The organism is Pseudomonas sp. B8(2017) (assembly GCF_002113575.1).
In the GTDB taxonomy this organism is placed as follows: Bacteria; Pseudomonadota; Gammaproteobacteria; order Pseudomonadales; family Pseudomonadaceae; genus Aquipseudomonas; species Aquipseudomonas putida_Z.
Genome location: NZ_NEIO01000007.1, coordinates 101,572 through 127,551, shown reverse-complemented (window position 1 = coordinate 127,551; position 25,980 = coordinate 101,572). Strand labels below are relative to the sequence as shown.

The following is a 25,980-nucleotide window of genomic DNA, read 5'->3' as shown; positions in this document are numbered from 1 at the left end:
CCTGCCCCCGGGCTGTGAGAGATGACTTACAGATGACAACGGCAGGTATCCACTACCAGCCCCAACAACTTCGACAGGTATGACGGGCAACCCCCGAAGACCCTGTCCATGCAGGAGAGACGCGTCCCGTTCAATTCGTCCTAGTGGTTGATTTCAAAGGATTTTTCCACTTGAAAAAACAAGCACAGCAAAGCGCCACGTAGCGCCTTGCAATAAAGACGGCTGCATTCCAGGGCACGTTTTTTAATTAATGGCTTTTTACTGCCACATTTGAGTGCATAACTTTTTGCGCTCCGGATTTATTTTGCCTGCGCTCGGCGAAGTGTGCATTTCGCCATGGATCCGTGCGCCCGAAAACTGTTGTTAATCAACCCAGTCCGGCTCTCCCCGGAGGTGCCGACGTGATAAACACATGAGGTGATAGCGATGCGTATCAGCATCTTTGGTTTGGGTTATGTGGGTGCGGTCTGTGCAGGCTGCCTGACGGCGCGAGGCCATGAAGTGATCGGTGTGGACGTGTCCAGCACCAAGATCGACCTGATCAATCAGGGCAAGTCGCCCATCGTCGAACCTGGCCTGGAAGCACTGCTGCAACAGGGCATCGCCAACGGCCGCCTGCGCGGTACTACCGATTTCGCCGAAGCCATCCGTGCCAGCGACGTATCGATGATCTGCGTGGGTACCCCAAGCAAGAAGAACGGCGACCTGGGCCTCGAGTACATCGAGTCGGTGTGCCGCGAAATCGGCTACGTGCTGCGTGACAGCGAGCGCCGCCACACCATCGTGGTACGCAGCACCGTGCTGCCGGGTACCGTGAAGAACGTGGTGATCCCGATCCTCGAAGACTGCTCGGGCAAGAAAGCCGGCGTCGACTTCGGCGTTGCGGTCAACCCGGAATTCCTGCGTGAAAGCACCGCGATCAAGGACTACGACCAGCCACCGATGACCGTCATCGGCGAACTGGACACCGCCAGCGGCGACATCCTGCAGGCCCTGTACGAAGAGCTCGACGCACCGATCATCCGCAAGCCGATCGAAGTGGCCGAGATGATCAAGTACACCTGCAACGTGTGGCACGCCACCAAGGTCACCTTCGCCAACGAGATCGGCAACATTGCCAAGGCCGTAGGCGTGGATGGCCGTGACGTGATGGACGTGGTCTGCCAGGACAAAGTGCTGAACCTGTCCCAGTACTACATGCGCCCTGGCTTCGCCTTCGGCGGCTCGTGCCTGCCCAAGGACGTACGCGCCCTCACCTATCGCGCCTCCAGCCTCGATGTACGCGCACCGCTGCTCGACTCGCTGATGCGCAGCAACGAATCGCAGGTGCAGAACGCCTTCGAGCTGATCGAAGCCCACGACAAGCGCAAGGTCGCCCTGCTCGGGCTGAGCTTCAAGGCCGGCACCGACGACCTGCGTGAAAGCCCGCTGGTGGAACTGGCCGAACGCCTGATCGGCAAGGGCTACCAGCTGGACATCTACGACGAGAACGTCCAGTACGCCCGCGTCCACGGCGCCAACAAGGACTACATCGAGTCGAAGATCCCGCACGTGTCGTCGCTGCTCAACGCCGACTTCCAGAAGGTGATCGACAACGCCGACATCATCGTCCTGGGCAACCGTGACGAGCAGTTCCGTGCACTGGCCCAGCAAGCGCCGGCCGGCAAGCACGTGATCGACCTGGTCGGCTTCATGAGCAAACCGACCTGCGCCACCAGCCGTACCGAAGGCATCTGCTGGTAAGTGCTGGCCGGGCAGCGGGGGCCTCCCCACCCCCGCTGCCCACCTTTTCCCGAATTCTCGACGGATGCTGAACATGCAAAGGATCCAGACAGTGCTGTTGCAGTGCGCCGGTTGGCTGCTCTACATGAGTCTGCTCATGCTGATCGCCCTGGCCCTGCCGGCCGATATCTTCGACTCGCAGTCGAAGCACTTCATCTTCCTGGTCGGCGCAGTCGGCATCTGGCGCTATTCCATGGGCGCCACCCATTTCATCCGCGGCATGATCTTCCTCTACGGCGTGTACCCGTACCTGCGCCGCAAGGTGCAGAAGATGGGCAAGGACGCCGACCCGTCCCACGTGTACCTGATGGTGACCAGCTTCCGCATCGAAGCACTCACCACCGCCCAGGTGTACAGCTCGGTGATCCGCGAGGCGATCAACTGTGGCTTCCCCACCACCGTGGTCTGCTCGCTGGTGGAGATGTCGGACGAACTGCTGGTGAAAAGCCTGTGGGCCAAATACAACCCGCCAGCCCACGTGAAGCTGGACATCGTGCGCATCGCCGGTACCGGCAAGCGTGACGGCCTGGCCTACGGTTTCCGTGCGATCTCGCGCATGCTGCCGGACGAGAACGCCGTGGTGGCGGTGATCGACGGCGACACCGTGCTGGGCGATGGCGTGGTACGCAAGACCGTGCCGTGGTTCAAGCTGTTCCCCAACGTCGGCGGCCTGACCACCAACGAGTTCTGCGAAGTGCGTGGCGGCTACATCATGAGCGAGTGGCACAAGCTGCGCTTTGCCCAGCGCCACATCAACATGTGCTCGATGGCCCTGTCCAAACGCGTGCTGACCATGACCGGGCGCATGTCGATGTTCCGCGCCAGCGTGGTGACCAACCCCGAGTTCATCGCCGACGTCGAAAGCGACTCGCTGATGCACTGGCGCCTGGGCCGCTTCAAGTTCCTCACCGGTGACGACAAGTCCAGCTGGTTCAGCCTGATGCGCCTGGGCTACGACACCTTCTACGTGCCGGACGCCGCCATCAACACGGTCGAGCACCCGCCGGAGAAGAGCTTCCTCAAGGCCAGCCGCAAGCTGATGTACCGCTGGTACGGCAACAATCTGCGGCAGAACTCCCGCGCGCTTGGCCTGGGCCTGCGCCGCCTGGGGCTGTTCACCAGCATCGTGCTGTTCGACCAGCGCGTGTCGATGTGGACCAGCCTGCTGGGCCTGACCGTGGCGGTGATCGCCAGCCTCAAGTTCGGCCTGGGCTTCCTGCTGGTGTACCTGCTGTGGATCGGCATCACCCGCCTGATCCTCACCATCATGCTGCTGTGCTCCGGCCACAACGTAGGCCCGGCCTACCCGCTGATTCTCTATTACAACCAGATCATCGGCGCGCTGATGAAGATCTACGTGTTCTTCCGCCTCGACAAGCAGTCCTGGACGCGTCAGCCCACTGCCCTCAAGCGTGACCTCGCCAGCTTTCAACAATGGTTCAACACCTGGTCCTCGCGGACCATGACCTTCTCGGCTGCCAGCATCTTCGTTGCTGTGCTGTTCATGGTCGTGTGAGCCCAACCCGGATCGGAACTAACAGGAACAAACCACATGAATACCGCCGTGAACGTCAACGTCGTGCATGAGTCCGAAGCCCAGCGCCAGCATGCCCGGGTACGCATCCCCGCCAAGCTGCGGTTCCTCGACCCTCAGCGCCAGGCCCACGATGTGAAGGTCGACGACCTCTCCGCCGGTGGCCTGAGCTTCCACACCAAGCAACCACTGTCGGTTGGCGACGTGCTCCGCGGGCGGCTGCAGTTCACGGTCGACAACCTCGGCCTGTCGATGGACATCGAGTTCCAGGTGCGCTCCTACAACCCGGGCAGTGGCCGAACCGGCGCCCAGTTCCAGAACCTCGAGCCCCGCGATATCGCCACGCTGCGCCACATCATCACCTCGCACCTGTCGGGTGAGCTGATCACTGCCGGCGATGTGCTCAGCACCTTGCAGCGCGACAACTTCACCAAGGCGCGCAAGCAGAAGGACGGCGGTGCCGGCCTGAGCGCCTTCGGCCGCCTCAAGGCGGTTACCGTCACCCTCGGCGTGTTCGTGGTCGGTGTCGCCGCCTTCGGCTTCATCGCCAAGTCGCTGTACGGCATGTACTTCGTCAGCCATGCCGAAGCCGGCGTGGTCGCGGTACCCACCACCAACGTCACCATGCCGCGCGACGGCACCGTGAACAGCCTGGTCGAAAGCGGTGGGCAGATCGCCAAGGGCGCGCCACTGGCCAGCTTCACCACCAGCATGCTGGACATGCTCAAGGGCAACCTGGAAGACGCACAGCTGGAGCCGGCGAAGATCGAGGAACTGTTCGGCAAGCAACTGTCCGGCACCCTTACCAGCCCGTGTGATTGCGTGGTTGCCCGCCAGCTCGTGGACAACGGCCAGTACGCCGCCAAGGGCCAGCCGATCTTCCAGCTGATCCCGCGCACCACCAACCCGATGATCGAGGCGCGCTTCACCTACCGCCAGTTCGACGAGGTCAAGCCAGGTACCCGGGTCAACTTCCAGGTAGCCGGCGAAGACGAAGTACGCACCGGCCAGATCGTCAGCAGCGCCAGCCTCAACAGCGAAGACCTAGCCGCCGACATCCGCGTGCAGATCAAGCCCGACAGCGCCCTGCCCGCCGAACTCGCCGGTCGCCCGGCTTCGGTCAACAGCGACCGTGGCCCATCGCTGAACTGGCTGATCGACAAAGCCATGGCCCGTGGGCTGTAAGAGGACAAGCCTATGACTAGCAGACAACCCGATACCTGTGGGAGCTGGCTTGCCGGCGATCGAGTGCGCAGCACTCGCCCAGCAGATGTATCGCCTGCACTGGCCAATCGCCGGCAAGCCAGCTCCCACAGGGTGCGTGTGAACCTTGGCTTGTGTGGCCTGGCCATGGCCATCGCCTTGGCCGGCTGTGCGGGCCTGCCCGACCAGCGCCTGGCCAACGAAGCCATGAAGCGCGGTGACACGGCACTGGCCGAGCGCAACTACAAGGCGCTGGCCGACCTGGGCTACAGCGAAGCGCAAGTGGGCCTGGCCGACATCAAGGTCGCCACCCGCGACCCGGCGAAAATCAAGGAAGCCGAGGCCACCTACCGTGCCGCGGCGGCCATCTCGCCGCGTGCCCAGGCACGCCTTGGCCGCCTGCTGGTGGCCAAGCCCGACAGCACCCAGGCCGAGCGCGAAGAAGCCGAAACCCTGCTCAAGCAAGCCGCCAAGCAGGGCGAAAGCAACACCCTGATCCCGCTGGCGATGCTCTACCTGAGCTACCCGCAGAGCTTCCCCAAGGTCAACGCGCAGCAGCAGATCGACCAGTGGCGCGCCGCCGGCAACCCGGAAGCGGGCCTGGCCCAGGTGCTGCTGTACCGCACCCAGGGCACCTACGACCAGCACCTGGGCGAAGTGGAGAAAATCTGCAAGGCCGCGCTGAACACCACCGACATCTGCTACGTCGAACTGGCCACCGTGTACCAGAAGCGCGGCCAGGCCGACCAGCAGGCTGCCCTGCTCGGCCAGCTCAAGGCTGCCTACGCCCGTGGCGCAGTACCGGCCACCCGGGTCGACAGCGTTGCCCGGGTACTGGCTGACCGCAGCCTCGGCCAGACCGACGAGAAAACCGCCAAGGACCTGCTCGAGCAGGTGGCCCCGGCCAACCCGGCGTCCTGGGTCAGCCTGGCGCAACTGGTGTACGACTTCCCCGAGCTGGGCGATACCGACCAGCTGATGGCCTACATCGAAAAGGGCCGCGAAGCCGAACAGCCACGCGCCGAACTGTTGCTGGGCCGCCTGTACTACGAAGGCAAGACTGTGCCTGCGGACGCGGCCAAAGCCGAACAACACCTGCAGGCTGCCGCCGACGCCGGCGAAGTCAGCGCCCATTACTACCTGGGCCAGCTTTACCGCCGCGGCTACCTGGGCAACGTCGAGCCACAAAAGGCCGTCGACCACCTGCTGGCCGCCGCCCGTGGTGGGCAGAACAGCGCCGACTATGCCCTGGCCCAGCTGTTCAGCGAAGGCCACGGCATTCGCCCGCAACCGGGCAACGCCTGGGTATTCGCCCAACTGGCCCAGGCCAACCCGTCGCCACAGTCCGCTGAATTGCTGCAGCAGCTCGACCAGCAACTTACGCCTGACCAGCGCAGCCAGGCCCAGCAACTGCTGGCACAAGAAAAGCAGGCGCGCGGCAGCATGAGCCAGGGCGCCAACAGCACCCTGGCCATCGAAGCCCTGCAAGACGACGAAAAAGAAGTAACCGGTGAGGACTCGCTATGACGCTCAATCCCTTCGTGAAAGCTGGCATCGGCCTGAGCTTCGCCCTGCTGTGGTCCTGCCCGACCCTGGCGGAAATGACCGCTGAAAAGAACTTCGGCCTGGATGTGAAAATCACCGGCCAGTCGGAAGACGACCGTGACCTGGGCACCCGCTCCGGCGGCGACGTCAGCGGCCTCGGTCTCGATCTGCGCCCTTGGGTATATGGCGAGCGTGGCAACTGGAGCGCCTATGCCATGGGCCAGGCCGTCACCGCGACCGACACCATCGAAACCGACACCCTGCGCCAGAACGACGACGGCACCAGCACCGACACCGCCGCCGATGGCCGTGAGCAGGACAAGAGCTACCTGGCCATGCGCGAATTCTGGGTCGGCTACAGCGGCCTCACCGCCTACCCCGGCGAACAGCTGCGTTTCGGTCGCCAGCGCCTGCGCAGCGACGATGGCATGTGGCGTGACACCAACATCGAGGCGCTGAACTGGACCTTCGACACCACCCTGCTCAAGGCCGACCTGGGCGTGGCCCAGCGCTTCAGCGAATACCGCACCGACCTCACCGAGCTGGCCCCGGAAGACAAGGACCGCACGCACCTCTACGGCAACGTCGCCACGCAGTGGACCCCTGGCCACTGGGTCGGCGTACGCGCCCACCACACCCACGACGGCGGCAGCCTGAAGAACCCGGGCGAAACCGTCGATGCGCTGGACAAGACCCGCACCGGCGACCTCACCTGGCTGGGCCTGGAAGCCAACAGCGACGCCTACAACTGGCGCAACGACCACACCGTCAACTACTGGGGCAGCGTCACCTGGCTGACCGGTGATCGCGACACCCTCAGCAGCCAGGTCGTCGGTGACGAAACCGTGGCCACCGGCAAGCAGAGCGGTGATGTCAACGCCTGGGCCACCGACCTCGGCATCCGCCTGCGCCTCGACCCGCAATGGCAGGTCGGTGCGGCCTACGCCCGTGGCAGTGGCGGTGGTGGCGACGACGGTTCGAGCAACTACGAGCAGACCGGCCTCGAGAGCAACCGCTCCAACTACACCGGTACCCGTTCGCGCGTGCACCGCTTCGGTGAAGCCTTCCGTGGCGAGCTGGGCAACCTGCAGGCGGCCACCCTGTTCGCCTCCTGGCAGCTGCGCGACGACTACGACGCCAGCTTCATCTACCACAAGTTCTGGCGTGTCGATGGCAACCAGAACATCGGTTCCAGCGGCATCAACGCGGTGGTCAACGACAACGGTGTGAACCGCCCGCTGGTCGATGGCGAAAAAGACCTTGGCCAGGAAATGGACGTGGTCGTGACCAAGTACTTCAAGCAAGGCCTGCTGCCGGCTTCGATGAGCCAGGCAATCGACGAGCCATCTGCCCTGGTGCGCCTGCGTGCTGGCGTGTTCAAGCCGGGCGATGCCTACGGCAAGGAAGCGGACTCGTACATGCACCGCGCCTTCGTCGATGTGATCTGGCGCTTCTGAGGCCGGTAGAGGACTTACCGTTATGAACCTTCACCCGCACTTACGTCACAGCCTCCTGGCCAGCGCCCTGCTGCTGGCCAGTGGCCTGGTCGCTGCCGCAGAGCCCAAGGTGATCGCCAAGGAACTGCAGCAGGCCAAGACCTACACGGTCTCCAGTGCACCGGTCGAGCCGCTGCACATGGACCCGCCGAAGCTGCCCGACCTGACCGGCTACACCGCCGAGGCGGTGCAGAAGAAAATCGACCGCCGCCACAAAGGCAAGGTCAGCCTGCGCCGCATGTTCCAGGAGGATAACCTCAAGGAATTCGTCGGCGGCGACAACAAGGCGGCCGAGTGGGTCCAGCGCCAGCATGGCATTCCGCAGGCGATCTTCGTCGATGACGGCCATGTCGACCTGGTCGAGCTGAGCAAGAAGGTACCCAAGCAGTACCTCAGCGAAGTCGAGCCGGGTGTGTACCTGGCGCGCCTGCCGATCGTGGTCGGGCAGAAGGGCATCCTCGAGATCGACGGCAAGGTCAAGCAGCTGCGCCTGTCCCAGGAAGGCGGTTCGTTCCTGGTCAACGACGGCAAGCTGTTCGTCACCGACACCCAGGTGACCGGCTGGCGGGAAAAGGAAAACGGCCCGGCGACCTTCCGCTCGCCCAAGGAATTCCGCCCGTTCCTGCTGTCGTGGGGCGGCACCGAGACCTACATCGTCAATACCAAGATGGCCAGCTTCGGCTACGCCAAGTCCAAGTCGTACGGCGTGAGCATCTCGCAGTACACGCCGAACATGGCCAAGCGCATGGGCCGCCCGGAACCCACCGGCTGGATCATCGGCTCCGAGTTCAGCGACATGTGGTACGGCTTCTACTGCTATGAGACCCAGGACTTCGTGGTCAAGGACAGCACCTACCGCGACAACATCGTCTACGGCATCGACCCGCACGACCGCTCGCACCGGCTGATCATCGCCGGCAACACGGTGTACGGCACCAAGAAGAAGCACGGCATCATCGTTTCGCGTGAGGTAAACGACAGCTGGATCATCAACAACAAGAGCTTCGACAACAAGCTCTCGGGCGTGGTGATCGACCGTAACAGCGTCAACAACCTGATCGCCTACAACGAGATCTACCGCAACCACACCGACGGTATCACCCTGTACGAAAGTGGCGACAACCTGATCTGGGGCAACAAGCTGATCAACAACCGCCGCCACGGCATCCGCGTGCGTAACAGCGTGAACATCCGCCTGTACGAAAACGTCGCCATGGCCAACGGCCTGGTTGGCGTATACGGCCACATCAAGGACCTGTCCAACACCGACCGCGACATCGCCCTCGACCCGTTCGACACCAAGGTGTCGCTGATCCTGGTCGGTGGCGAACTGGCGGCCAACGGCTCCGGGCCACTGTCGATCGACTCGCCGCTGTCGGTCGAGCTTTACAAGGTGTCCATGCTCGCCCCGCGCAAGGCCAACGGCATCAGCCTCAACGGCATCCTTGGCGAACGCCAGGACGAAATCCTCGACCTGCTGGTACGCCAGCAAAAGGCTGTGCTGATCGACCCGGTCGAACGCCAGACCGAAATGATCGATTAAGGAAGCCCAGACCATGACTCCACATCTGATGAAACTGCTGGGCCTGTCCGCTGCCCTCCTGGCGATCAGCCAGGGCGTGCGCGCCGAAGACGTCAAGGCCCCCACCTTCAGCGCCGAGCCTTGCTGCCAGCTGTGCCCTGAAGCGCATGACGCCAGCCGCTACACCACCCGTTACCAGCAGAACTTCACCACGCTGGTGCAGGCCCAGGGCGACTGGCTGTTCCGTACCCGCGAAGACCTGCGCACCGAGTTCAATACCACCCCGGCCGGCTACAAGCGCCTGCAGCAAGTGCACGACGCGTTCAAGAAGCGCGGCGTGGAACTGGTGGTGGTGTACCAGCCGACCCGTGGCCTGGTGAACCGCAACATGCTCAACCCGGCGGAAAAGGCTGCCTTCGACTACCAGAAGGCCCTGGGCAACTACCAGGCCATGCTCAAGCGCTTTGCCAGCATGGGCTACAACGTGCCCGACCTGTCGCCGCTGACCAACGAACAGCTGGCCGCTGCCGACCAGGGCAAGGACTTCTACTTCCGCGGCGACCAGCACTGGACGCCTTACGGCGCCGAGCGCGCGGCCAAGATCGTGGCCGATACCGTGCACAAGATGCCGGCTTTCGAAGGCATCCCGCGCAAGGAATTCGAAACGAAAAAGTCCGGGCGCATGGGCAAGACCGGCACCCTGCATAACGTGGCCGGCCAGCTGTGCGGCACCAGCTACGCCGTCCAGTACATGGACCAGTTCGCCACCGAGCCGAAAGGCTCCACCGGCGGCGGCGACGACCTGTTCGGTGACGGCGGCAACGCGCAGATCACCCTGGTCGGCACCAGCCACAGTGGCAAGAACTACAACTTCTCCGGCTTCCTCGAGCAGTACATCGGTGCCGACGTGCTCAACGTGGCCTTCCCTGGCGGTGGCCTGGAAGGTTCGATGATCCAGTACCTGGGTAGCGAGGAATTCCAGAAGAACCCGCCGAAGATCCTGATCTGGGAATTCTCCCCGCTGTATCGCCTGGACCAGGAAACCATCTGGCGGCAAATCCTTGGCCTGCTCGACGACGGCTGCGATGACCGCCCGGCCCTGATGAGCGCCAGCGCCACCCTCAAACCCGGCAAGAACGAGCTGATGGTCAACGGCAAGGGCGGCGTGATCAAAGACCTGATCAACCGCAACATGCAGATGGACGTCAAGTTCGAAGACCCGTCGGTGAAGGTGCTGCAGGCCACCCTCTGGTACCTCAACGGCCGCCACGAGGACATCAAGCTGGAAAAACCGGAAACCTCCGACACCGACGGCCGCTTCGTCTTCCAGATGCGCGAAGACGAGGACTGGGCCAGCCAGAGCCTGCTGGCGTTCGAGGTGCAGGGGCCGGAAAGCGGTACCCAGAAGGTCGAAGCCAAGCTCTGCAAACGCAACAACTTCGCCGTGCCCGCGCAGACCGCGCAGGCCGGCCAGTGAGGCGACCATGATCCCGTTCAAGCGAATTTCCCGCCCCGCCCTGCTTGCCCTGGCGTTGTGCGGCGGTGCCGCGCACGCCGCGCTGGTACCGCCCCAGGGTTACTACGAGGGGATCGAAAAGCTCAAGACCGGCGACGGCAACTTCCGCTGCGAGGCTGCCCCCAAGCCATACACCGGTGCCCTGCAGTTCCGCAGCAAGTACGAAGGCTCGGACAAGGCACGGGCAACGCTCAATGCCGACTCGGAAAAGGCCTTTCGCAAGTCCACCGAAGACATCACCACCCTTGAGAAAGGCGTGAGCAAGATGATCGGCCAGTACATGCGTGACGGCCGCCCGGCGCAGCTCGACTGCACCCTGGCCTGGCTGGGCGACTGGGCTCGCGCCGATGCGCTGATGTCCACCGACTACAACCACACCGGCAAGTCGATGCGCAAATGGGCGCTGGGCAGCATGAGCGGTTCGTGGCTGCGCCTGAAGTTCTCCAATTCGCAGCCGCTGGCCGCGCACCAGGCCGAGGCCGAGCTGATCGAAAAATGGTTCGCCCGCCTGGCCGAGCAGACCGTGCGCGACTGGAGCGACCTGCCACTGGAGAAGATCAACAACCACAGCTACTGGGCAGCCTGGGCGGTAATGGCCAGCGCCGTGGCCACCGACCGTCGCGACCTGTTCGACTGGGCCGTGAAGGAATACCGGGTTGGCGCCAACCAAATCGACGAGCAGGGCTTCCTGCCCAACGAACTGAAGCGCAAGCAACGCGCCCTGGCCTACCACAACTACGCCCTGCCGCCGCTGGCGATGATCGCCAGCTTCGCCCAGGTCAATGGCGTGGATGTGCGCGGCGAGAACAACAACGCCCTGCAGCGCCTGGCGCAGCGGGTGCTGAACGGGTCGAAGGACCCCAGCGAGTTCAAGGCCCGCAATGGCGAGAAACAGGACATGAAAGACCTGAAGATCGACAGCAAGTACTCGTGGATGGAGCCCTACTGCAGCCTGTATGCGTGCAGTGGCGACACCCTGCAACGCAAGCGCGGTATGCAGCCGTTCAACAGCTTCCGGCTGGGCGGCGACCTGACCCGGGTCTACGACCCGAGCGCAGAGAGCAAGAAGTAACACACCCCAATGTGGGGGTGAAACCTGTGGGAGCCGGCTTGCCGGCGATGGGCTGCGTAGCAGCCCCTGTGTACCGCTGGGCAAGGCTTCGCCTTGCATCGCCGGCAAGCCAGCTCCCACAGAGGTACTAGGTTGCCTTCCAGTCTTGCACTGGGGGGTTTGGGGGGCGCTTTGCCCCGGATGCTGTGAACAAAAAGGAGAACCGGGATGGTCTTCTCGTCCAACGTGTTCCTGTTCCTGTTCTTGCCGATCTTCCTCGGCCTGTACTACTTGAGCGGGCAACGTTATCGCAACCTGCTGCTGCTGGTCGCCAGCTACATCTTCTACGCCTGGTGGCGGGTGGACTTCCTGGCCCTGTTTGCCGGGGTCACCCTGTGGAACTACTGGATCGGCCTGAAAGTCGGCGCCGCCGGTGTGCGCACCAAGCCCGCGCAGCGCTGGCTGCTGCTCGGCGTCGGTGTCGACCTGGCGATCCTCGGCTACTTCAAGTACGCCAACTTCGGCGTCGACAGCCTCAACGCGATCATCTCCTCGTTCGGCCTGGAGCCGTTCATCCTCACCCACGTGCTGCTGCCGATCGGTATCTCGTTCTACATCTTCGAGTCGATCAGCTACATCATCGACGTGTACCGCGGCGACACCCCGGCCACCCGCAACCTGATCGACTTTGCGGCGTTCGTGGCGATCTTCCCGCACCTGATCGCCGGCCCCGTGCTGCGCTTCAAGGACCTGGTCGACCAGTTCAACAACCGCACCCACACCCTGGACAAGTTCTCCGAAGGCTGCACCCGCTTCATGCAGGGCTTCATCAAGAAAGTGTTCATCGCCGATACCCTGGCGGTAGTGGCCGACCACTGCTTCGCCCTGCAGAACCCGACCACCGGCGATGCCTGGCTCGGCGCCCTGGCCTACACCGCGCAGCTGTACTTCGACTTCAGCGGCTACAGCGACATGGCCATCGGCCTGGGCCTGATGATGGGCTTCCGCTTCATGGAGAACTTCAAGCAGCCGTACATCAGCCAGTCGATCACCGAGTTCTGGCGGCGCTGGCACATCAGCCTGTCGACCTGGCTGCGCGACTACCTGTACATCACCCTGGGCGGTAACCGTAAAGGCACCTTCAACACCTACCGCAACCTGTTCCTGACCATGCTGCTGGGCGGCCTGTGGCATGGCGCCAACTTCACCTACATCATCTGGGGCGCCTGGCACGGCATGTGGCTGGCCATCGAGCGCGCGCTGGGCATCGACACCAACCCGCAGCGTTTCAACCCGGTGAAGTGGGCATTCACCTTCCTGCTGGTGGTGGTCGGCTGGGTGATCTTCCGTGCCGAGAACCTGGAGGTGGCCGGTCGCATGTACGGCGCCATGTTCAGCTTCGGCGACTGGCAGCTTTCGGAACTCAACCGTGCCCAGCTCACCGGCCTGCAGGTAGCCACCCTGGTGGTCGCCTACATCACCCTGGCGTTCTTCGGCCTGCGCGACTTCTACCGCAACGCCAGGCCAACGCCCAAGGCCACCCCGGTGGAGGTCAACAGCGACGGTTCGATCGGCCTGGACTGGACCCGGGTGATGACCCGCGCCCTGGTGCTGCTGCTGTTCGTGGCCTCGATCCTCAAGCTTTCGGCGCAGAGCTACTCGCCGTTCCTTTACTTCCAGTTCTGAGGTTGATGACATGACCCGGACATTACGCATTACCTATTCGCTGTCGTTCCTCGGCCTGCTGGTGGGCATGGGCGTCTGGTCCACCGGTGGCCTGCAAAGCTTCCAGCGTACCGAGCAGATGACCCTGCTCAACGGCAAGCTGGCCAAGGCCGCCGAGACCCACTACGACGAGCAGTTCCCGATCAAGCGCCTGGGTACCAACCTTTGGGCGGCGATGGACTTCAAGCTGTTCAACGAAGGCCGCCCCGGCGTGGTGCTGGGCCGCGACCAGTGGCTGTTCAGTGACGAAGAGTTCAAGCCCACCGCCGGTGCCGAGCAGCTGATGCAGGAAAACCTGGCGCTGATCCGTGGCGTGCGCGACACCCTGCAGCAGCACGGCAGCCAGCTGGTGCTGGCGATCGTGCCGGCCAAGGCGCGGGTGTACGCCGAGTACCTGGGCAAGGAACTGCCGACCAGCCTGCATGACGACCTGTACAACCAGTTCCATGCCCAGGCACGCCAGGCCAACGTGTTCGCCCCGGACCTGATGGCACCCATGGAGCAGGCCAAGGCCCGCGGCCAGGTGTTCCTGCGCACCGACACCCACTGGACGCCGATGGGCGCCGAAGTGGCGGCGCAGGCACTGGCCGAAGCGGTCAACCGCCAGAGCCTGCTCAACGGCGACCCGCAGGCGTTCATCACCGAAGCCGGCAGCACCGCGCCATACAAGGGCGACCTGACCAACTTCCTGCCACTGGACCCGCTGTTCAGCAACCTGCTGCCAGCCCCGGACAACCTGCAGCAACGCACCACTCGCCCGGTCGAGGCCGAAGGTGAAGCCGGTGACGCACTGTTCGCCGACACGCAGATCCCGGTTGCGCTGGTGGGTACCAGCTACAGCGCCAATCCGCACTGGAACTTCCTCGGTGCGCTGCAGCAGGCCCTGCGCAGCGACGTGGCCAACTACGCCGAAGACGGCCATGGCCCGCTACTGCCGATGCTCAAGTACCTGCAAAGCGATGCCTTCAAGAACGCCGCACCCCAGGTGGTGGTGTGGGAATTCCCAGAACGTTATCTGCCAATGAAGAACGACCTCAGCAGCTTCGATCCACAGTGGATCGCCCAGCTGAAGAACACCCGTAAATCCGAAGAAAACCTGGCTTTGTCGTCCACCCGGACTAACCACTAATCAGAGGAACATACATATGACTACCAAGACTTCCATTGCCAAAGCCCTCACCCTCGCAGCCGGCCTGTCCCTGGCCTCCATGCAGGCCTTCGCCGGTGCCGACGCCGCGCTGTATGGCCCGAGCGCACCGAAAGGCTCGACCTTCGTGCGCCTGTACAACGCCTCCGGCGCACCGGCTGCAGCCTCGGTCGGCAACACCCAGATCAAGCAGGTTGGCGCCCAGGCCAGCAGCGACTTCAGCTTCCTGCCAGGGGGTGACTACACCGCCCAGGTCGGCGGCAAGAGCGTGCCGGTCAAGCTGGCTGCGGACAAGTACTACACCCTGGTCAACAGCGCCAGCGGCAACCCGCAGCTGATCGAAGAGCCGCCGTTCAAGAACAAGCAGAAAGCCCTGGTTCGCGTGCAGAACCTGAGTGACCAGCAACTGACCCTGAAGACCGCCGACGGCAAGACCGAAGTGGTCAAGCCGGTGGCCGCCAACGGCCGTGGCGAACGCGAAATCAACCCGGTCAAGGTCAACCTGGCGCTGTACCAAGGAGACAAGAAAGTGGGTGACGTCAAACCCGTCGCCCTGGAGCGCGGCGAAGCCGCAGTGCTGTACGTAACGGGTTCCGGCAACGCCTTGTCGCCGGTGTGGGTAACTCGCCCCGTGGCTAGCAACTGATTCCCCTGCCTCTCAACGACTATTGGAGAAACATGATGATCCCGGTAATTCTTTCTGGTGGTAGCGGTTCCCGTCTGTGGCCTCTGTCGCGCAAGCAGTTCCCCAAGCAGTTCCTGGCCCTGACCAGTGAACACACCCTGTTCCAGCAAACCCTCGAGCGCCTGGTGTTCGAAGGCATGGACACACCGATCGTGGTCTGCAACAAGGACCACAAGTTCATCGTCCAGGAGCAACTGGCCGCGCTGAAGCTGGAAACCCAAGGCATCCTGATGGAACCGTTCGGCCGCAACACCGCGCCGGCCGTGGCCATGGCTGCCATGAAACTGGTCAACGAAGGCCGCGACGAGCTGATGCTGGTGCTGCCCGCCGACCACGTGATCGATGACCAGAAGGCCCTGCAACGCGCCCTGGCCCTGGCCACCGTGGCTGCCGAGCGTGGCGAGATGGTGCTGTTCGGCGTGCCGGCGACCAAGCCGGAAACCGGCTACGGCTACATCCGTTCCAGCCAGGACGCCCTGCTGCCTGAAGGCGTGGCGCGCGTGGCGCAGTTCGTCGAGAAGCCCGACGAAAAACGCGCCGCCGAGTTCGTCCAGGCCGGCGGCTACTTCTGGAACAGCGGCATGTTCCTGTTCCGTGCCAGCCGCTTCCTCGAAGAGCTGAAGAAGCACGACGGCGACATCTACGACACCTGCGTGCTGGCCCTGGAGCGCAGCCAGGAAGACGGTGATGTGCTGAGCATCGACGAAGCCACCTTCGCCTGCTGCCCGGACAACTCCATTGACTACGCGGTGATGGAAAAGACCCAGCGCGCCTGCGTGGTGCCAATGTCGGCCGGCTGGAGCGACGTGGGCTGCTGGTCGTCGCTGTGGGAGGTGCACGAGAAGGACGACAACGGCAACGTCACCAAGGGCGACGTGGTGGTGCAGGACAGCCACAACTGCATGATCCACGGCAACGGCAAGCTGGTGTCGGTGATCGGCCTGGAGAACATCGTGGTGGTCGAGACCAAGGACGCCATGATGATTGCCCACAAGGACAAGGTCCAGGGCGTCAAGCAGATGGTCAAGACCCTCGACGAGCAGGGCCGCAGCGAAACCCAGAACCACCTGGAAGTGTATCGCCCGTGGGGCTCGTACGACTCGGTGGACATGGGCGGCCGCTTCCAGGTCAAGCACATCACCGTCAAGCCGGGCGCCAGCCTGTCGCTGCAGATGCACCACCACCGCGCCGAGCACTGGATCGTGGTGTCTGGCACCGCCGAGGTGACCTGTGACGAGAACGTGTTCCTGCTGACCGAGAACCAGTCCACCTACATCCCGATCGCCTCGGTGCACCGCCTGCGCAACCCGGGCAAGATCCCGCTGGAGATCATCGAAGTACAGTCCGGCAGCTACCTGGGCGAGGACGACATCGAGCGCTTCGAGGATGTGTACGGGCGTACCTCTACACCGATCGAGCGTGGTGTTTCGGTGAAGACCATCGCGCAGTAATGCAACCCCTGGGGCCGCTTTGCGGCCCCGCTTTTTGAGCCACTCCCCATTTCGGGCTACGATGGTCAGACCCCGCGCAATCAAGGTCTGCCCGCCCCATGATCATCGGTGCCTTCCTCATCCTCACCTGGCTGGTGCTGCTGTTGCGCTACCCGGCCAAGGCCCTGCCGATCTCGCTGGCTGCCGTTTGTGGCCTGGGCCTGGTGGCCCTGTTCGTCGTCTGGCAGGACACCCGCGAAACCTCGCAACTGGCCCGCCTGGACCTGCGCCTGACCTACGCCCCCGAACACTGCCCCGCCGACCGCGCCCTGCAGGTGCGCATGAAGAACGGCAACGACGTGCCGCTGACCGAACTGCGCTGGCGGGTGGCGGCGTATGCGCCGGGCGATACCGTGAACCTGGCGGAGAACACCTACAACGCCCCGCGCTACCGTGGGCCGGGTGAACTGCAGCCAGGGGCCGAGTGGAAAGACTGCCTGCCACTGCCGCCACTGCGCTCCGGGTACCGGCCGCAGACCCTGGAATTTCGTGCAGAGCATCTGCAAGGTACGTTTGCCAACTAATGTATAGCCTGTGCCGGCCTCTTCGCGGGTAAACCCGCTCCCACAGGGACTACACAGGTCTCAAATTCTGTGGGGTACCTGTGGGAGCGGGTTTACCCGCGAAGAGGCCGGCACAGGAAAAACCAATCCTCCCTGACAACAGGCCCCAACCATGCCCACCGTCCTGATCACCGGTTGTTCCAGCGGCATCGGCCGCGCCCTGGCCGACGCCTTCCGCGATGCCGGCCACCACGTCTGGGCTACCGCCCGCAAACCTGAGGATGTCGAGCAACTGAACGCCGCCGGTTTCACCGCCCGGCAACTTGATGTGAACGACAGCGAGGCGCTGGCCCGCCTGGCCGAGGAACTGGTAAACCTCGATATCCTGATCAACAACGCCGGCTACGGCGCCATGGGCCCGCTGCTTGATGGCGGTGTGGATGCCCTGCGCCAGCAGTTCGAAACCAACGTATTCGCCGTGGTCGGCGTTACCCGCGCATTGTTCCCACAGCTACGCCGCTCACGGGGGCTAGTGGTGAACATCGGCAGCGTATCAGGCGTGCTGGTCACGCCATTCGCCGGCGCCTACTGCGCCTCGAAAGCAGCCGTGCATGCCCTGAGCGATGCCTTGCGCCTGGAACTGGCGCCGTTTGGTGTGCAGGTAATGGAAGTGCAGCCAGGAGCGATTGCCTCGCAGTTCGCCAGCAATGCCCAGCGCCAGGCCGAGCAGGTGCTGGCGACGGATTCGGCGTGGTGGCCGTTGCGCGAGCATGTGCAGGCACGGGCGCGGGCTTCGCAGGACAAGCCGAGCTCGGCGGCGGTGTTTGCTCAGGGCGTGTTGGCAGCGGTCGGGAAGTCGCCGGTGCCAGCGGTGGTGCGGTCGGGGAACGGCAGTACGGCGTTGCCGTTGATGGCCCGGTTACTGCCGCGGCGGGTGCTGGATTGGGCGTTGCGCAAGCGGTTTGGCCTGCTGCGCCCGCTCTGATTGATTGGTTGTCTGTGCTGGCCTCTTCGCGGGTAAACCCGCTCCCACAGGTACCCCACAGAATTTGAGTCCTGTGCCATCCCTGTGGGAGCGGGCAAGCCCGCGAAGAGGCCGGTACAGGCAAAACAGATCAGGCAATGGAACGCAGCACCCCGCCATCCACCCGCAAGGCAGCCCCGGTAGTGGCACTGGCCTGCATCGATGCCAGGTACACCACCATGTTCGCCACCTCCTCCACCGTCGCCAGCCGCTTGATCAGCGAGGTCGGCCGGTGCTCGGCCAGGAAGTTGGCTTCCAGCTCTTCAGTCGACACCCCCTGCTCCTCGGCCAGCTTGGCAAAGAAGTCGCCCACACCTTCCGAACGCGTAGGCCCAGGCAGCACCGAATTCACCGTCACCCCGGTGCCGGCCAGGGTCTCGGCCAGCCCGCGCGACACCGCCAGCAACGCAGTCTTGGTCATGCCGTAATGAATCATCTCGGTCGGGATCTGCAGCGCCGACTCACTGGACAGGAACACCACCCGCCCCCATTTGCGCTCGGCCATGCCTTGGGCATAGTGGCGCGACAGGCGAACGGCGCTGAGCACATTGACGTCGAAGAAACGCTGCCAGTCCTCATCCCCGATCTCGAAGAACGGCTTGGGCTCGAAGATGCCCAGGTTGTTGACCAGGATGTCGGTGTGCGGCACCTGGTTGAACAACTTCTGCGCACCGGCCTGGGTGCCCAGGTCGGCAGCGATGCCGATGATGCGCGCCTGCGGCAGGCGTTCGCGCACAACTTTGAGGGCTTCGTCGACCCGGGCCTGGGTGCGACCGTTGAGGACCACTTCGGCCCCCGCCTCGGCCAGGCCGATGGCAATGGCCAGGCCGATGCCCGCGGTGGAGCCGCTGACGATGGCGCGCTTGCCGTTCAGGGAAATGTGCATCTGTGCCTCCTCATCTGTCTGGGAAATCGCTGGGGCTGCTCCGCAGCCCTTCGCGGGCACGCCCGCTCCTACAGGTTTAACTGTGGGAGCGGGCATGCCCGCGAAGGGCCGCTGGGCGGCCCCCTGCCGCTATGCTTTCTTCACAGGCTGCTCATCAAACGCCTGCCAGCCACCACCCAGGGCCTTGTACAGCCCCACCAACGCCTGCGACACCGCCGCCGAACTGTCGATCCACTGTTCCTCGCTGGCCAGCAAGGCACCCTGCACCGTCAGCACATTGAGAAAGTCCACCGCCCCTTCCACATACTGGCGCTGGGCAGTTTCCAGGGCGATGCGGTTCTGCCGCACCGCCTCGGCCAGGTGGTCGCGGCGCAGCTGGCTGGCGTTGTACAGGCGTAGCACATCGTCGATTTCATGCCAGGCACCCAGCACCACCTTGCGGTAGTTCAGCGCCGCTTCCTGCTGCTGCGCCTCGCGCAGTTCCAGGGTGCCCTTGAGCCGGCCACCCTCGAAGATCGGCAGTGACAGCTGCGGCCCGAAGGCGAAGCGGCGTGAATCCCAGGCGCCGAAATCGGACAGCTGCATGGCCTGGAATCCGACACTGCCCGACAGCCGGATGCTGGGGTAGAAGTCGGCCTTGGCCACGCCAATGCTGGCAGTGGCGGCATGCAGGTGGGCCTCGGCCTGGCGAATGTCCGGGCGGCGTTCGGCCAGTTCGGACGGCAGGCCAATGGCGAACTTCTGCTGCGGCGCAGGCAGTTCGCCGCCCTGCAGCAACTCGGCCTGCAGGCTGCGCGGCGGTTCGGCGGCGAGCAGGCTGAGAGCGTTGATCAGGTCATCGCGCCGCGCTTCCAGGCTTGGCAGGCGCGACTCGATCGAGGCGACCTGGGCACTGGCCTGGGCCACATCCAAGCGCGTGGCGACACCTTCGGCCTGGCGGTTTTCGGACAACTTCAGGCTGTGCTGGGCGACCTTGAGGTTGTCGCGGGTCACATCGATGGTGTGCTGCACGGCGCGCAGCTGGATGTAGTTGCCGGAGGTTTCCGAAAGCAATGCCAGCAACACGCCGCGGCGGTCGTTCTCGGCCACTTCGACCGTGGCATCGGCAGCCTCGACCTGGCGCCGCACACGGCCCCACAGGTCCAGCTCCCAACCGGCCACCAGGTCGCCCTGCCAGAGGTTGAAGGCTTCCTTGCCCGCCTTGCCGGACGGGTCACTCAGGCCTTCGGCACTGTTGCGCGAGCGGCTGTAGCCAGCGTTCACGTCCACCGACGGTACTTCGTCGGCAGCCACGGTGCTGCGCAGGGCGCGGCTTTGCAGCAGGCGGGCACTGGCCATCTGCAGGTCGAGGTTGCGCTCGGCAACGCGCTGGATCAAGGCACTCAGGCGGGCATCGTGGAAGCTCTCCCACCAGCGCAGTTCCAGCGGTTCGGCCTGCGGCTGGCTCGCCGCCGCTTCACCTTGCAGCGGCGCCCACTGTTGCGGTGCCTGGCTGTCAGGGCGCTGGAAGTCCGGCCCCAGGGTGCAGCCAGCCATCAATACGGCCAGCAGCAACGGGCTCAAGCGTAATGCCGGTTTCATCGTGCGCTTACCTCTTTGCCGTCCAGCTTGTCGCCACGGGTGTCGATGGTCGCTTCCACCGACATGCCCACGCGCAGGCGGGCAAGCAGCGGCTGGCCGTCATCGAAAACGATCTTCACCGGGATGCGCTGCACCACCTTGGTGAAGTTGCCGGTAGCGTTGTCCGGCTTGACCGCGGCGAAGGTCACGCCGGTGGCCGGGGCGATGCTTTCCACATGGCCTTGCAGCTTCTCACCGGCAAAGGTGTCGACGCTGATGCTCACGGCCTGGCCAGGCTGTACGTGGGTCAGCTGGGTTTCCTGGAAGTTGCCGACCACGTAGGCCTGCTGCAACGGCACCACCGACAGCAGGCGGGCGCCCGGGTTGACGTAGGCACCGACACGCAAGGCGCGCTCGCCGACCATGCCGTCCACCGGCGCGGTGATGCGGGTGTAGGACAGATCGAGCTGGGCCTTTTCCAGCCCTGCCTCGGCCCGCTTCAGCTGGCCGTCGGCACTGGCCACCTGGGCGGCAAGGATATCCACCTGCTTGCGTGCCGCTACCAGTGCCGCCTGGGCATTGGCCAGGCGTGCGCGGGCCTGGTCGACACCGCTGCGCGCCTGCTGGGCGTTCTGCACGGTGCCGGCGCCCTGCTCGGCCAGGCGGCTGTAGCGGTTGACCTCATGGTCGGCGAACGCAGCTTCGGCCTGGGCCGCTTTCACTGCGGCCTCAGCCTGGGCAATCAGCGACGCCTGGCGCTCGAGGGTGGCACGGGCATCGGCGCTTTGCGCCTGGGCCACCAGCAACTGCGCCTGCGCGGCATCCAGCGCGGCCTGGTAGTCACGGGCATCGATGGTCGCCAGCAACTGGCCGGCTTTGACCTGCTGGTTGTCCTCCACCAGCACCTCCTTGATGAAGCCGGCGATCTTGGGCGCGACCACGGTGTAGTCGGCGATCACATAGGCGTCATTGGTGCTCTGGCGGTGGTCGCTGCCGAACATCCAGGGGCCAGCGATGCCGGCCAGGACGGCCACGGCAAGCACCGAGCCGATGAACAGGGTTTTGCGGTTGTTGGTCATTTCAGTGGTTCTCGAATTCATCCAGGGTTCAGGCCACCGCGCGCGGCGGATAGACCCGGGTAGGCACGAAAGGAATCAGGCAGATCAGGGCCACGGCAATGCAGGCCATGACCAGGTAGAGATCGGCCGAGGTCAGCACCAGCGCCTGGTCGTGGATGCGCCTGGCCAGGCCGGCTGCGTTACCGTCGACCAGCGGGGCGTTGCCCAGGCTGTCCACCAGGTGGTTGGAATGGAAGTGCCGGCGCAGGGTGCCAAGGGCGTCCAGCAGGCCACCGGCGATCACCGCGGCCAGGCCCTTGACGGTGTTGAACCAGCTGGAGGCGAACGGGCCTTCCTGCGGGGTCATGCCGTTGGTGGACAGCATCAGCAGCGGCAGCACTGCCATTGGCTGGCCGAACACCTGCAGCAGATAGAACGGGTAGAAGTCGCCACGGATCCACTCGCTGGTCAGCAGGCTGCTGCCGACACAGGACGCCGCCAGCATCGCCAGGCCGATGCCCAGCACCCAACGGCAGTCCACCGCGCGGATGTTGCACAGCGCCGCCGTCAGCGGCAGGGCGATCAGCTGCGGCATGGCCACCAGCAGCATCAGCGGGCTGGTCTGCGCCGGGCGGTAGCCCTGGATCTGCGCCAGGTAGGCCGACGGAATGCTGCCAACGCCCGAGAGCACGATCAGCACACCGGCCAGGGTCACCAGGGCGAAACTCAGGTTGCGCCGTGACAGCATGCGCAACTGGAAGAACGGCAGCGGCTCGGACCATTCGTTGTACATGAACAGCACCAGCAACAGCAGGCCACCGCCGAGCAGCCAGCAGATCAGCGGCGAATCGAACCAGCCCCAGCGGTCACCCAGCGACAGGCCCAGCACGATGCAGCTGATGGCGGGCAGGCCGAGCAGCACGCCGCGCCAGTCGAACTGCTTGAAGCGCTCCAGGCGCAGCGGGTCCTGCGGCAGGCCCCAACCGACGCAGAACATGGCCAGCGCCGAGGGCAGGATGATCTGCCAGAACGCCCACTGCCAACCGACGTATTCGGTCCACAGCCCTGCCAACGGCGTGCCGAGGTTGGGGCCGAAGGTGGCGGTGAGGGCATAGCAGGCCAGGCCATAGACCTTGATGCCCGGTGGCAGGAAGCGCAGGGCCACGCTCATCAACATCGGCGGCAAGGCGCCAGAGGCGAAGCCCTGGAGCACACGCAACAGCATCAGGCTGTGCAGGTTGGGGGCGAACGGTTGCAGCAGGCCGAGCACGGCGAACAGGCCGATGGCGCTCATGGTGAAGCGCCGCAGCGAGAACGTGGTGGCCAGCCATGGCGCGAAGGCCATGGCCGAGACCGAGGCGGCGCTGTAGACCGCCAGCAGCCAGGCGCCTTCGTCGGCACCGATGCCCATGGCCCCACGGATATCGGCCAGGGAGATCTTGGTCACCGACTCGTTGAGGCCCGCGCACAATACGGCCAGCAGCACACCGAACAGCCCGACCACTACCTGCAGGCCGAACGCAGTCTGCGCAGGCGCGGCCGGCGCGGGGGCGGCGGCAATCGCGGCAGACGGGGCGGACAGGGAACTCATGGGCAGACATCTCCAGCAACAAATTTGCGACTGGAGCAAGTCTAAGAAGGTCGAATGCTGACGAAAACTGACTTATCGGTAGGTTTATGTTGCGTTGGACGCAATCCACCTTTTGCAGGTCTGGCCCTATCGCCGGCAAGCCAGCTCCCACAGGTACTGCGCAGGTTTCGAAATGTGCACAAATTCTGTGGGAGCTGGCTTGCCGGCGATGAGGCCCTCACAGGCAGTCAAGGGTCGACGCTGCAGCAAGCCTTCAGGGTCTGCCGCAACCACCGATGTGCCGGGTCATTGTGAAACCGAGGGTGCCATGCCTGCAGCACGGTCACTCGCTCCAGCGGCACCGGGATCTCGAACGAGCGCAGCGGCAGCCCGAGCTTGTGCACGCTGTTGAGGATGTTGGCCGGCATCGGCAGGATCAGGTCGGAATCCGGCAGCGAGAACAGCGCCGAGTGAAAACTCGGGGTAATCAGCGCCACCCGCCGCTGCACCTTGAAGTTGGCCAGTTCCACATCGATCGGCCCGTTGGCCCGACCACGGCGGGACACGCTGATCTGTGGATAACTGGCAAAACTGTGCGCCGTGATCGGCTGCTCGAAAATCGGGTGGTCGCGCCGTGCCAGGCCCACGTAGTAGGTCTGGAACAGGCTCTGCACCTTGATCTCCGGCCCCAGGTCCACGGTCGAGCTGATGATCAGGTCGGTACGCCCGTCGCGCAGCACGCTGTCATCATCGCCGCCGGGGCTTTCCGGCACGAAGCGCAGCACCGTGCGCGGTGCCTGCTCGTGCATGCGCCGCAGCAGCTGGGCGCCGTAGAGGGCGATGAACAGGTCGTTGGTGCGGATGTTGAAGGCCCGGTCAAGCTTGGGCAGGTCGACCTCGTCGCCACTGCGGAACACCTCGCCGGCCTGCTCCACCAACGCCGCCACCTGCTCGCGCAGGGCCAGCGCCCGCGGTGTCGGCACCAGGCCGCGACCGGCGCGCACCAGGATCGGGTCACCCAACGCATCGCGGATACGCCCCAGGGTCCGGCTCATCGCCGCCGGGCTCAGGTTCATGCGCTGCGCCGCGCCGACCACGCTGCCCTCGTCGAGCAGGGCATCGAGGGCGACGAGCAGGTTCATGTCCGGGAGTTGCATGGCCGTTTTCCGTTACAGCTGTGGGGGATGGCGATGGTAGCAGGTTGCTGGATTGCACCAGACGCAATGCGCTCGTGCGTGGTGGGGCATTTATCCTGAGGGTGGATTGAGCCAAGAATGAGGAATGGCAGGTTCGGCCTCTTCGCGGGTGAACCCGCTCCCACAGTGACTGCACAGGCTTTGAATACTGTGGCGCACCTGTGGGAGCGGGTTTACCCGCGAAGAGGCCAGAACAGACAACCCCTTAGCCAGCCTGAAACAAGGATTCCACATGCCCAGCCCCGTCCTGATCGCCATCGACGCCTCCCCTGTATCCACCGCCCTGCTCACCCTCGCCCGCCGCTACTGCCGCCCCGACGAGCACGAACTGCATGTGCTGCTGGCCATCGACTCTACCTTCGCCGTCCACGACCAACCCGCGCCTTACACCGCAGAAGAACTGGAAGAATACCCCGCCGCCTGCGAAGAGCAGCACCAGGCCGACCAGGCCGTGGCCGAGGCGGTGCGCGAGTTGCAGCAAGCCGGCTTCGCCAGCCGGGGCTGCATGGTAGCCGGGCAGCCGGTCGAGGCGATCGTGGCCAAGGCGCAGGAACTGAATTGTGAACTGATCATCATGGGCCACCGCCACCTTTCGCGGCTGGGGCGGATGCTGGACCCGTCGATCAGCGCGAAGGTGATTGATCGGGTGAAGGTACCAGTATTGGTGGGGGCTGCTGGTTAGCAGTCACAGGCGGTGCAGCAAACCCAGTTTGACCATGCTTCGGAAAAACCATCATAGCGGGTAAGCCAAGGCTTCAACTCCGGGCTTACCCAACCAATAACTTCAAGGCAGAGAAGATGCCGTTGCCGAATATCGGGTTCCAACCAGAGCAAGGCATCGTGGTGAGCTGCTCGATTGCGTAGATCCCGAATCAGATTCAACACCTTTGAAATTTCATTTCTTTGGCGCCTTTTCTTCGGGCACCGGGGGAAGGCAAGGCGTAACTCCTTCCAGAGCGCCTGCTCGTGCCTGGTGTTAAGCAGGGAGACCCAAAAACCAAAGCTAAGATCAGAAATGATTTTGTCGGGTGTTGCGGCATGGCGCTTCACCTTGATCGATGCCTTGGCCTTCTCAATTTCTGACCTGTCGACAGCGGTGAGTGACTCCGCCGCCTCCCACCAATCGGCTCGCCCGTACTTGAGCCGCAAAGCCTGATTCAGGGCGTTGCGCAGACTGACCTCCAGTACGTGCAGGCACGGGTAGATTGCTTGCCCGAGCAGCATGTTATGGGCATACGCAGTAGCGGCGGCGGTTTTACGAGGGTTGATGGCGTATCGAGCAAGGCGAGGCTTGGAAAAAGCCTGCTCAAGAAATTGGCTCCAGTCCTGGTTTGTCAAACTCGTCCCTCCTGTATTAGCATTCGCGATGCAGCCCTATGTCGCCCTCTCCCAGAAGACCTGATGGTCATGCTGGTGATGACGCTAGGTACGTATCAATGGCCCCGCATTGCGGGGCCATTCCTTTTCCGACTCACTGCCAGAGCAAG

At 64.1% G+C, this 25,980-nt stretch carries 21 protein-coding genes; 15 read left to right on the top strand and 6 right to left on the bottom strand.

Features of this window, described 5'->3' with window-relative positions; all coding sequences use genetic code 11:
• The first annotated feature begins 426 nt into the window (after positions 1-426).
• The 14 genes from CAG22_RS13255 (at position 427) to CAG22_RS13190 (ending at position 18,184) form a co-directional block, all read left to right on the top strand.
• On the top strand, positions 427-1,743 hold the full coding sequence (locus CAG22_RS13255; protein WP_025340579.1) for a nucleotide sugar dehydrogenase: 1,317 nt from the start codon (positions 427-429) through the stop codon (positions 1,741-1,743).
• Positions 1,744-1,816: 73 nt separating this feature from the next.
• Positions 1,817-3,298, top strand: a complete 1,482-nt coding sequence (locus tag CAG22_RS13250) for a glycosyltransferase family 2 protein (RefSeq protein WP_003257137.1) — start codon at positions 1,817-1,819, stop codon at positions 3,296-3,298.
• A gap of 36 nt (positions 3,299-3,334) precedes the next feature.
• The gene (locus CAG22_RS13245; protein ID WP_025340581.1) at positions 3,335-4,501 is read left to right on the top strand and encodes an alginate biosynthesis protein Alg44; all 1,167 of its coding nucleotides are present in this window, start codon (positions 3,335-3,337) and stop codon (positions 4,499-4,501) included.
• Between the two features lie 165 nt (positions 4,502-4,666).
• A complete protein-coding gene (algK, locus tag CAG22_RS13240) occupies positions 4,667-6,046 on the top strand; it encodes an alginate biosynthesis TPR repeat lipoprotein AlgK (RefSeq protein WP_085705612.1) in 1,380 nt (459 codons plus the stop codon).
• Entirely contained in the window at positions 6,043-7,521 is a 1,479-nt protein-coding gene (locus tag CAG22_RS13235; protein WP_085705592.1) for an alginate export family protein, read from the top strand. The genes algK and CAG22_RS13235 overlap by 4 nt, the downstream gene beginning before the upstream one ends.
• Before the next feature lie 22 nt (positions 7,522-7,543).
• Positions 7,544-9,103 carry a mannuronan 5-epimerase AlgG gene (gene algG, locus CAG22_RS13230; protein WP_085705591.1) on the top strand — a complete coding sequence of 520 codons (1,560 nt, stop codon included), beginning with the start codon at positions 7,544-7,546 and terminating at the stop codon, positions 9,101-9,103.
• 13 nt (positions 9,104-9,116) lie between these two features.
• On the top strand, positions 9,117-10,559 hold the full coding sequence (locus CAG22_RS13225) for an alginate O-acetyltransferase (RefSeq protein WP_025340584.1): 1,443 nt from the start codon (positions 9,117-9,119) through the stop codon (positions 10,557-10,559).
• A 7-nt stretch (positions 10,560-10,566) separates the two neighbouring features.
• Positions 10,567-11,670 (top strand): mannuronate-specific alginate lyase, encoded by a 1,104-nt coding sequence (locus CAG22_RS13220; protein WP_085705590.1) that lies wholly within the window; start codon positions 10,567-10,569, stop codon positions 11,668-11,670.
• Positions 11,671-11,877: 207 nt separating this feature from the next.
• Positions 11,878-13,335 carry an MBOAT family protein gene (locus tag CAG22_RS13215; RefSeq protein WP_013974157.1) on the top strand — a complete coding sequence of 486 codons (1,458 nt, stop codon included), beginning with the start codon at positions 11,878-11,880 and terminating at the stop codon, positions 13,333-13,335.
• A 10-nt stretch (positions 13,336-13,345) separates the two neighbouring features.
• Positions 13,346-14,503, top strand: coding sequence for an alginate O-acetyltransferase (locus tag CAG22_RS13210; RefSeq protein WP_025340586.1), 1,158 nt, complete (start codon positions 13,346-13,348; stop codon positions 14,501-14,503).
• 16 nt (positions 14,504-14,519) lie between these two features.
• Positions 14,520-15,167, top strand: coding sequence for an alginate O-acetyltransferase AlgF (locus CAG22_RS13205; RefSeq protein WP_075046290.1), 648 nt, complete (start codon positions 14,520-14,522; stop codon positions 15,165-15,167).
• 35 nt (positions 15,168-15,202) lie between these two features.
• Entirely contained in the window at positions 15,203-16,657 is a 1,455-nt protein-coding gene (locus tag CAG22_RS13200; RefSeq protein ID WP_075046291.1) for a mannose-1-phosphate guanylyltransferase/mannose-6-phosphate isomerase, read from the top strand.
• Between the two features lie 98 nt (positions 16,658-16,755).
• Positions 16,756-17,220 (top strand): hypothetical protein, encoded by a 465-nt coding sequence (locus CAG22_RS13195; RefSeq protein WP_015271749.1) that lies wholly within the window; start codon positions 16,756-16,758, stop codon positions 17,218-17,220.
• Between the two features lie 151 nt (positions 17,221-17,371).
• Complete coding sequence (locus CAG22_RS13190; RefSeq protein ID WP_085705589.1) at positions 17,372-18,184, top strand: SDR family oxidoreductase; 813 nt, start codon at positions 17,372-17,374, stop codon at positions 18,182-18,184.
• A 130-nt stretch (positions 18,185-18,314) separates the two neighbouring features.
• Here CAG22_RS13190 and CAG22_RS13185 read toward each other — a convergent pair whose 3' ends face one another.
• From CAG22_RS13185 to CAG22_RS13165, 5 genes are all read right to left on the bottom strand, one after another.
• Entirely contained in the window at positions 18,315-19,109 is a 795-nt protein-coding gene (locus CAG22_RS13185) for an SDR family NAD(P)-dependent oxidoreductase (RefSeq protein WP_025340590.1), read from the bottom strand.
• A gap of 129 nt (positions 19,110-19,238) precedes the next feature.
• Positions 19,239-20,690 (bottom strand): efflux transporter outer membrane subunit, encoded by a 1,452-nt coding sequence (locus CAG22_RS13180; protein WP_085705588.1) that lies wholly within the window; start codon positions 20,688-20,690, stop codon positions 19,239-19,241.
• Positions 20,687-21,748 (bottom strand): HlyD family secretion protein, encoded by a 1,062-nt coding sequence (locus CAG22_RS13175; protein ID WP_025340592.1) that lies wholly within the window; start codon positions 21,746-21,748, stop codon positions 20,687-20,689. The genes CAG22_RS13180 and CAG22_RS13175 overlap by 4 nt, the downstream gene beginning before the upstream one ends.
• Before the next feature lie 28 nt (positions 21,749-21,776).
• Positions 21,777-23,318: an MFS transporter gene (locus CAG22_RS13170; RefSeq protein WP_085705587.1), complete on the bottom strand. Its 1,542-nt coding sequence runs from the start codon at positions 23,316-23,318 to the stop codon at positions 21,777-21,779.
• 227 nt (positions 23,319-23,545) lie between these two features.
• Positions 23,546-24,454 (bottom strand): LysR family transcriptional regulator, encoded by a 909-nt coding sequence (locus CAG22_RS13165; RefSeq protein ID WP_015271755.1) that lies wholly within the window; start codon positions 24,452-24,454, stop codon positions 23,546-23,548.
• A gap of 271 nt (positions 24,455-24,725) precedes the next feature.
• On the opposite strand from CAG22_RS13165, the gene CAG22_RS13160 reads away from it, so the two are divergent.
• Complete coding sequence (locus CAG22_RS13160; protein ID WP_085705586.1) at positions 24,726-25,175, top strand: universal stress protein; 450 nt, start codon at positions 24,726-24,728, stop codon at positions 25,173-25,175.
• Here the strand turns inward: CAG22_RS13160 and CAG22_RS13155 are convergent.
• Positions 25,172-25,831 (bottom strand): Abi family protein, encoded by a 660-nt coding sequence (locus CAG22_RS13155; RefSeq protein ID WP_085705585.1) that lies wholly within the window; start codon positions 25,829-25,831, stop codon positions 25,172-25,174. The two genes, CAG22_RS13160 and CAG22_RS13155, sit on opposite strands and share 4 nt — an antisense overlap.
• Positions 25,832-25,980 lie beyond the last annotated feature (149 nt).

What these genes read in the sequence shown, in the direction of transcription:
- CAG22_RS13255 (WP_025340579.1), top strand. Translation starts at nt 427, where the DNA reads ATGCGTATCAGCATCTTTGGTTTGGGTTATGTGGGTGCGGTCTGTGCA.
- CAG22_RS13250 (WP_003257137.1), top strand. Translation starts at nt 1,817, where the DNA reads ATGCAAAGGATCCAGACAGTGCTGTTGCAGTGCGCCGGTTGGCTGCTC.
- CAG22_RS13245 (WP_025340581.1), top strand. Translation starts at nt 3,335, where the DNA reads ATGAATACCGCCGTGAACGTCAACGTCGTGCATGAGTCCGAAGCCCAG.
- algK (WP_085705612.1), top strand. Translation starts at nt 4,667, where the DNA reads ATGGCCATCGCCTTGGCCGGCTGTGCGGGCCTGCCCGACCAGCGCCTG.
- CAG22_RS13235 (WP_085705592.1), top strand. Translation starts at nt 6,043, where the DNA reads ATGACGCTCAATCCCTTCGTGAAAGCTGGCATCGGCCTGAGCTTCGCC.
- algG (WP_085705591.1), top strand. Translation starts at nt 7,544, where the DNA reads ATGAACCTTCACCCGCACTTACGTCACAGCCTCCTGGCCAGCGCCCTG.
- CAG22_RS13225 (WP_025340584.1), top strand. Translation starts at nt 9,117, where the DNA reads ATGACTCCACATCTGATGAAACTGCTGGGCCTGTCCGCTGCCCTCCTG.
- CAG22_RS13220 (WP_085705590.1), top strand. Translation starts at nt 10,567, where the DNA reads ATGATCCCGTTCAAGCGAATTTCCCGCCCCGCCCTGCTTGCCCTGGCG.
- CAG22_RS13215 (WP_013974157.1), top strand. Translation starts at nt 11,878, where the DNA reads ATGGTCTTCTCGTCCAACGTGTTCCTGTTCCTGTTCTTGCCGATCTTC.
- CAG22_RS13210 (WP_025340586.1), top strand. Translation starts at nt 13,346, where the DNA reads ATGACCCGGACATTACGCATTACCTATTCGCTGTCGTTCCTCGGCCTG.
- CAG22_RS13205 (WP_075046290.1), top strand. Translation starts at nt 14,520, where the DNA reads ATGACTACCAAGACTTCCATTGCCAAAGCCCTCACCCTCGCAGCCGGC.
- CAG22_RS13200 (WP_075046291.1), top strand. Translation starts at nt 15,203, where the DNA reads ATGATCCCGGTAATTCTTTCTGGTGGTAGCGGTTCCCGTCTGTGGCCT.
- CAG22_RS13195 (WP_015271749.1), top strand. Translation starts at nt 16,756, where the DNA reads ATGATCATCGGTGCCTTCCTCATCCTCACCTGGCTGGTGCTGCTGTTG.
- CAG22_RS13190 (WP_085705589.1), top strand. Translation starts at nt 17,372, where the DNA reads ATGCCCACCGTCCTGATCACCGGTTGTTCCAGCGGCATCGGCCGCGCC.
- CAG22_RS13185 (WP_025340590.1), bottom strand. Translation starts at nt 19,109, where the DNA reads ATGCACATTTCCCTGAACGGCAAGCGCGCCATCGTCAGCGGCTCCACC.
- CAG22_RS13180 (WP_085705588.1), bottom strand. Translation starts at nt 20,690, where the DNA reads ATGAAACCGGCATTACGCTTGAGCCCGTTGCTGCTGGCCGTATTGATG.
- CAG22_RS13175 (WP_025340592.1), bottom strand. Translation starts at nt 21,748, where the DNA reads ATGACCAACAACCGCAAAACCCTGTTCATCGGCTCGGTGCTTGCCGTG.
- CAG22_RS13170 (WP_085705587.1), bottom strand. Translation starts at nt 23,318, where the DNA reads ATGAGTTCCCTGTCCGCCCCGTCTGCCGCGATTGCCGCCGCCCCCGCG.
- CAG22_RS13165 (WP_015271755.1), bottom strand. Translation starts at nt 24,454, where the DNA reads ATGCAACTCCCGGACATGAACCTGCTCGTCGCCCTCGATGCCCTGCTC.
- CAG22_RS13160 (WP_085705586.1), top strand. Translation starts at nt 24,726, where the DNA reads ATGCCCAGCCCCGTCCTGATCGCCATCGACGCCTCCCCTGTATCCACC.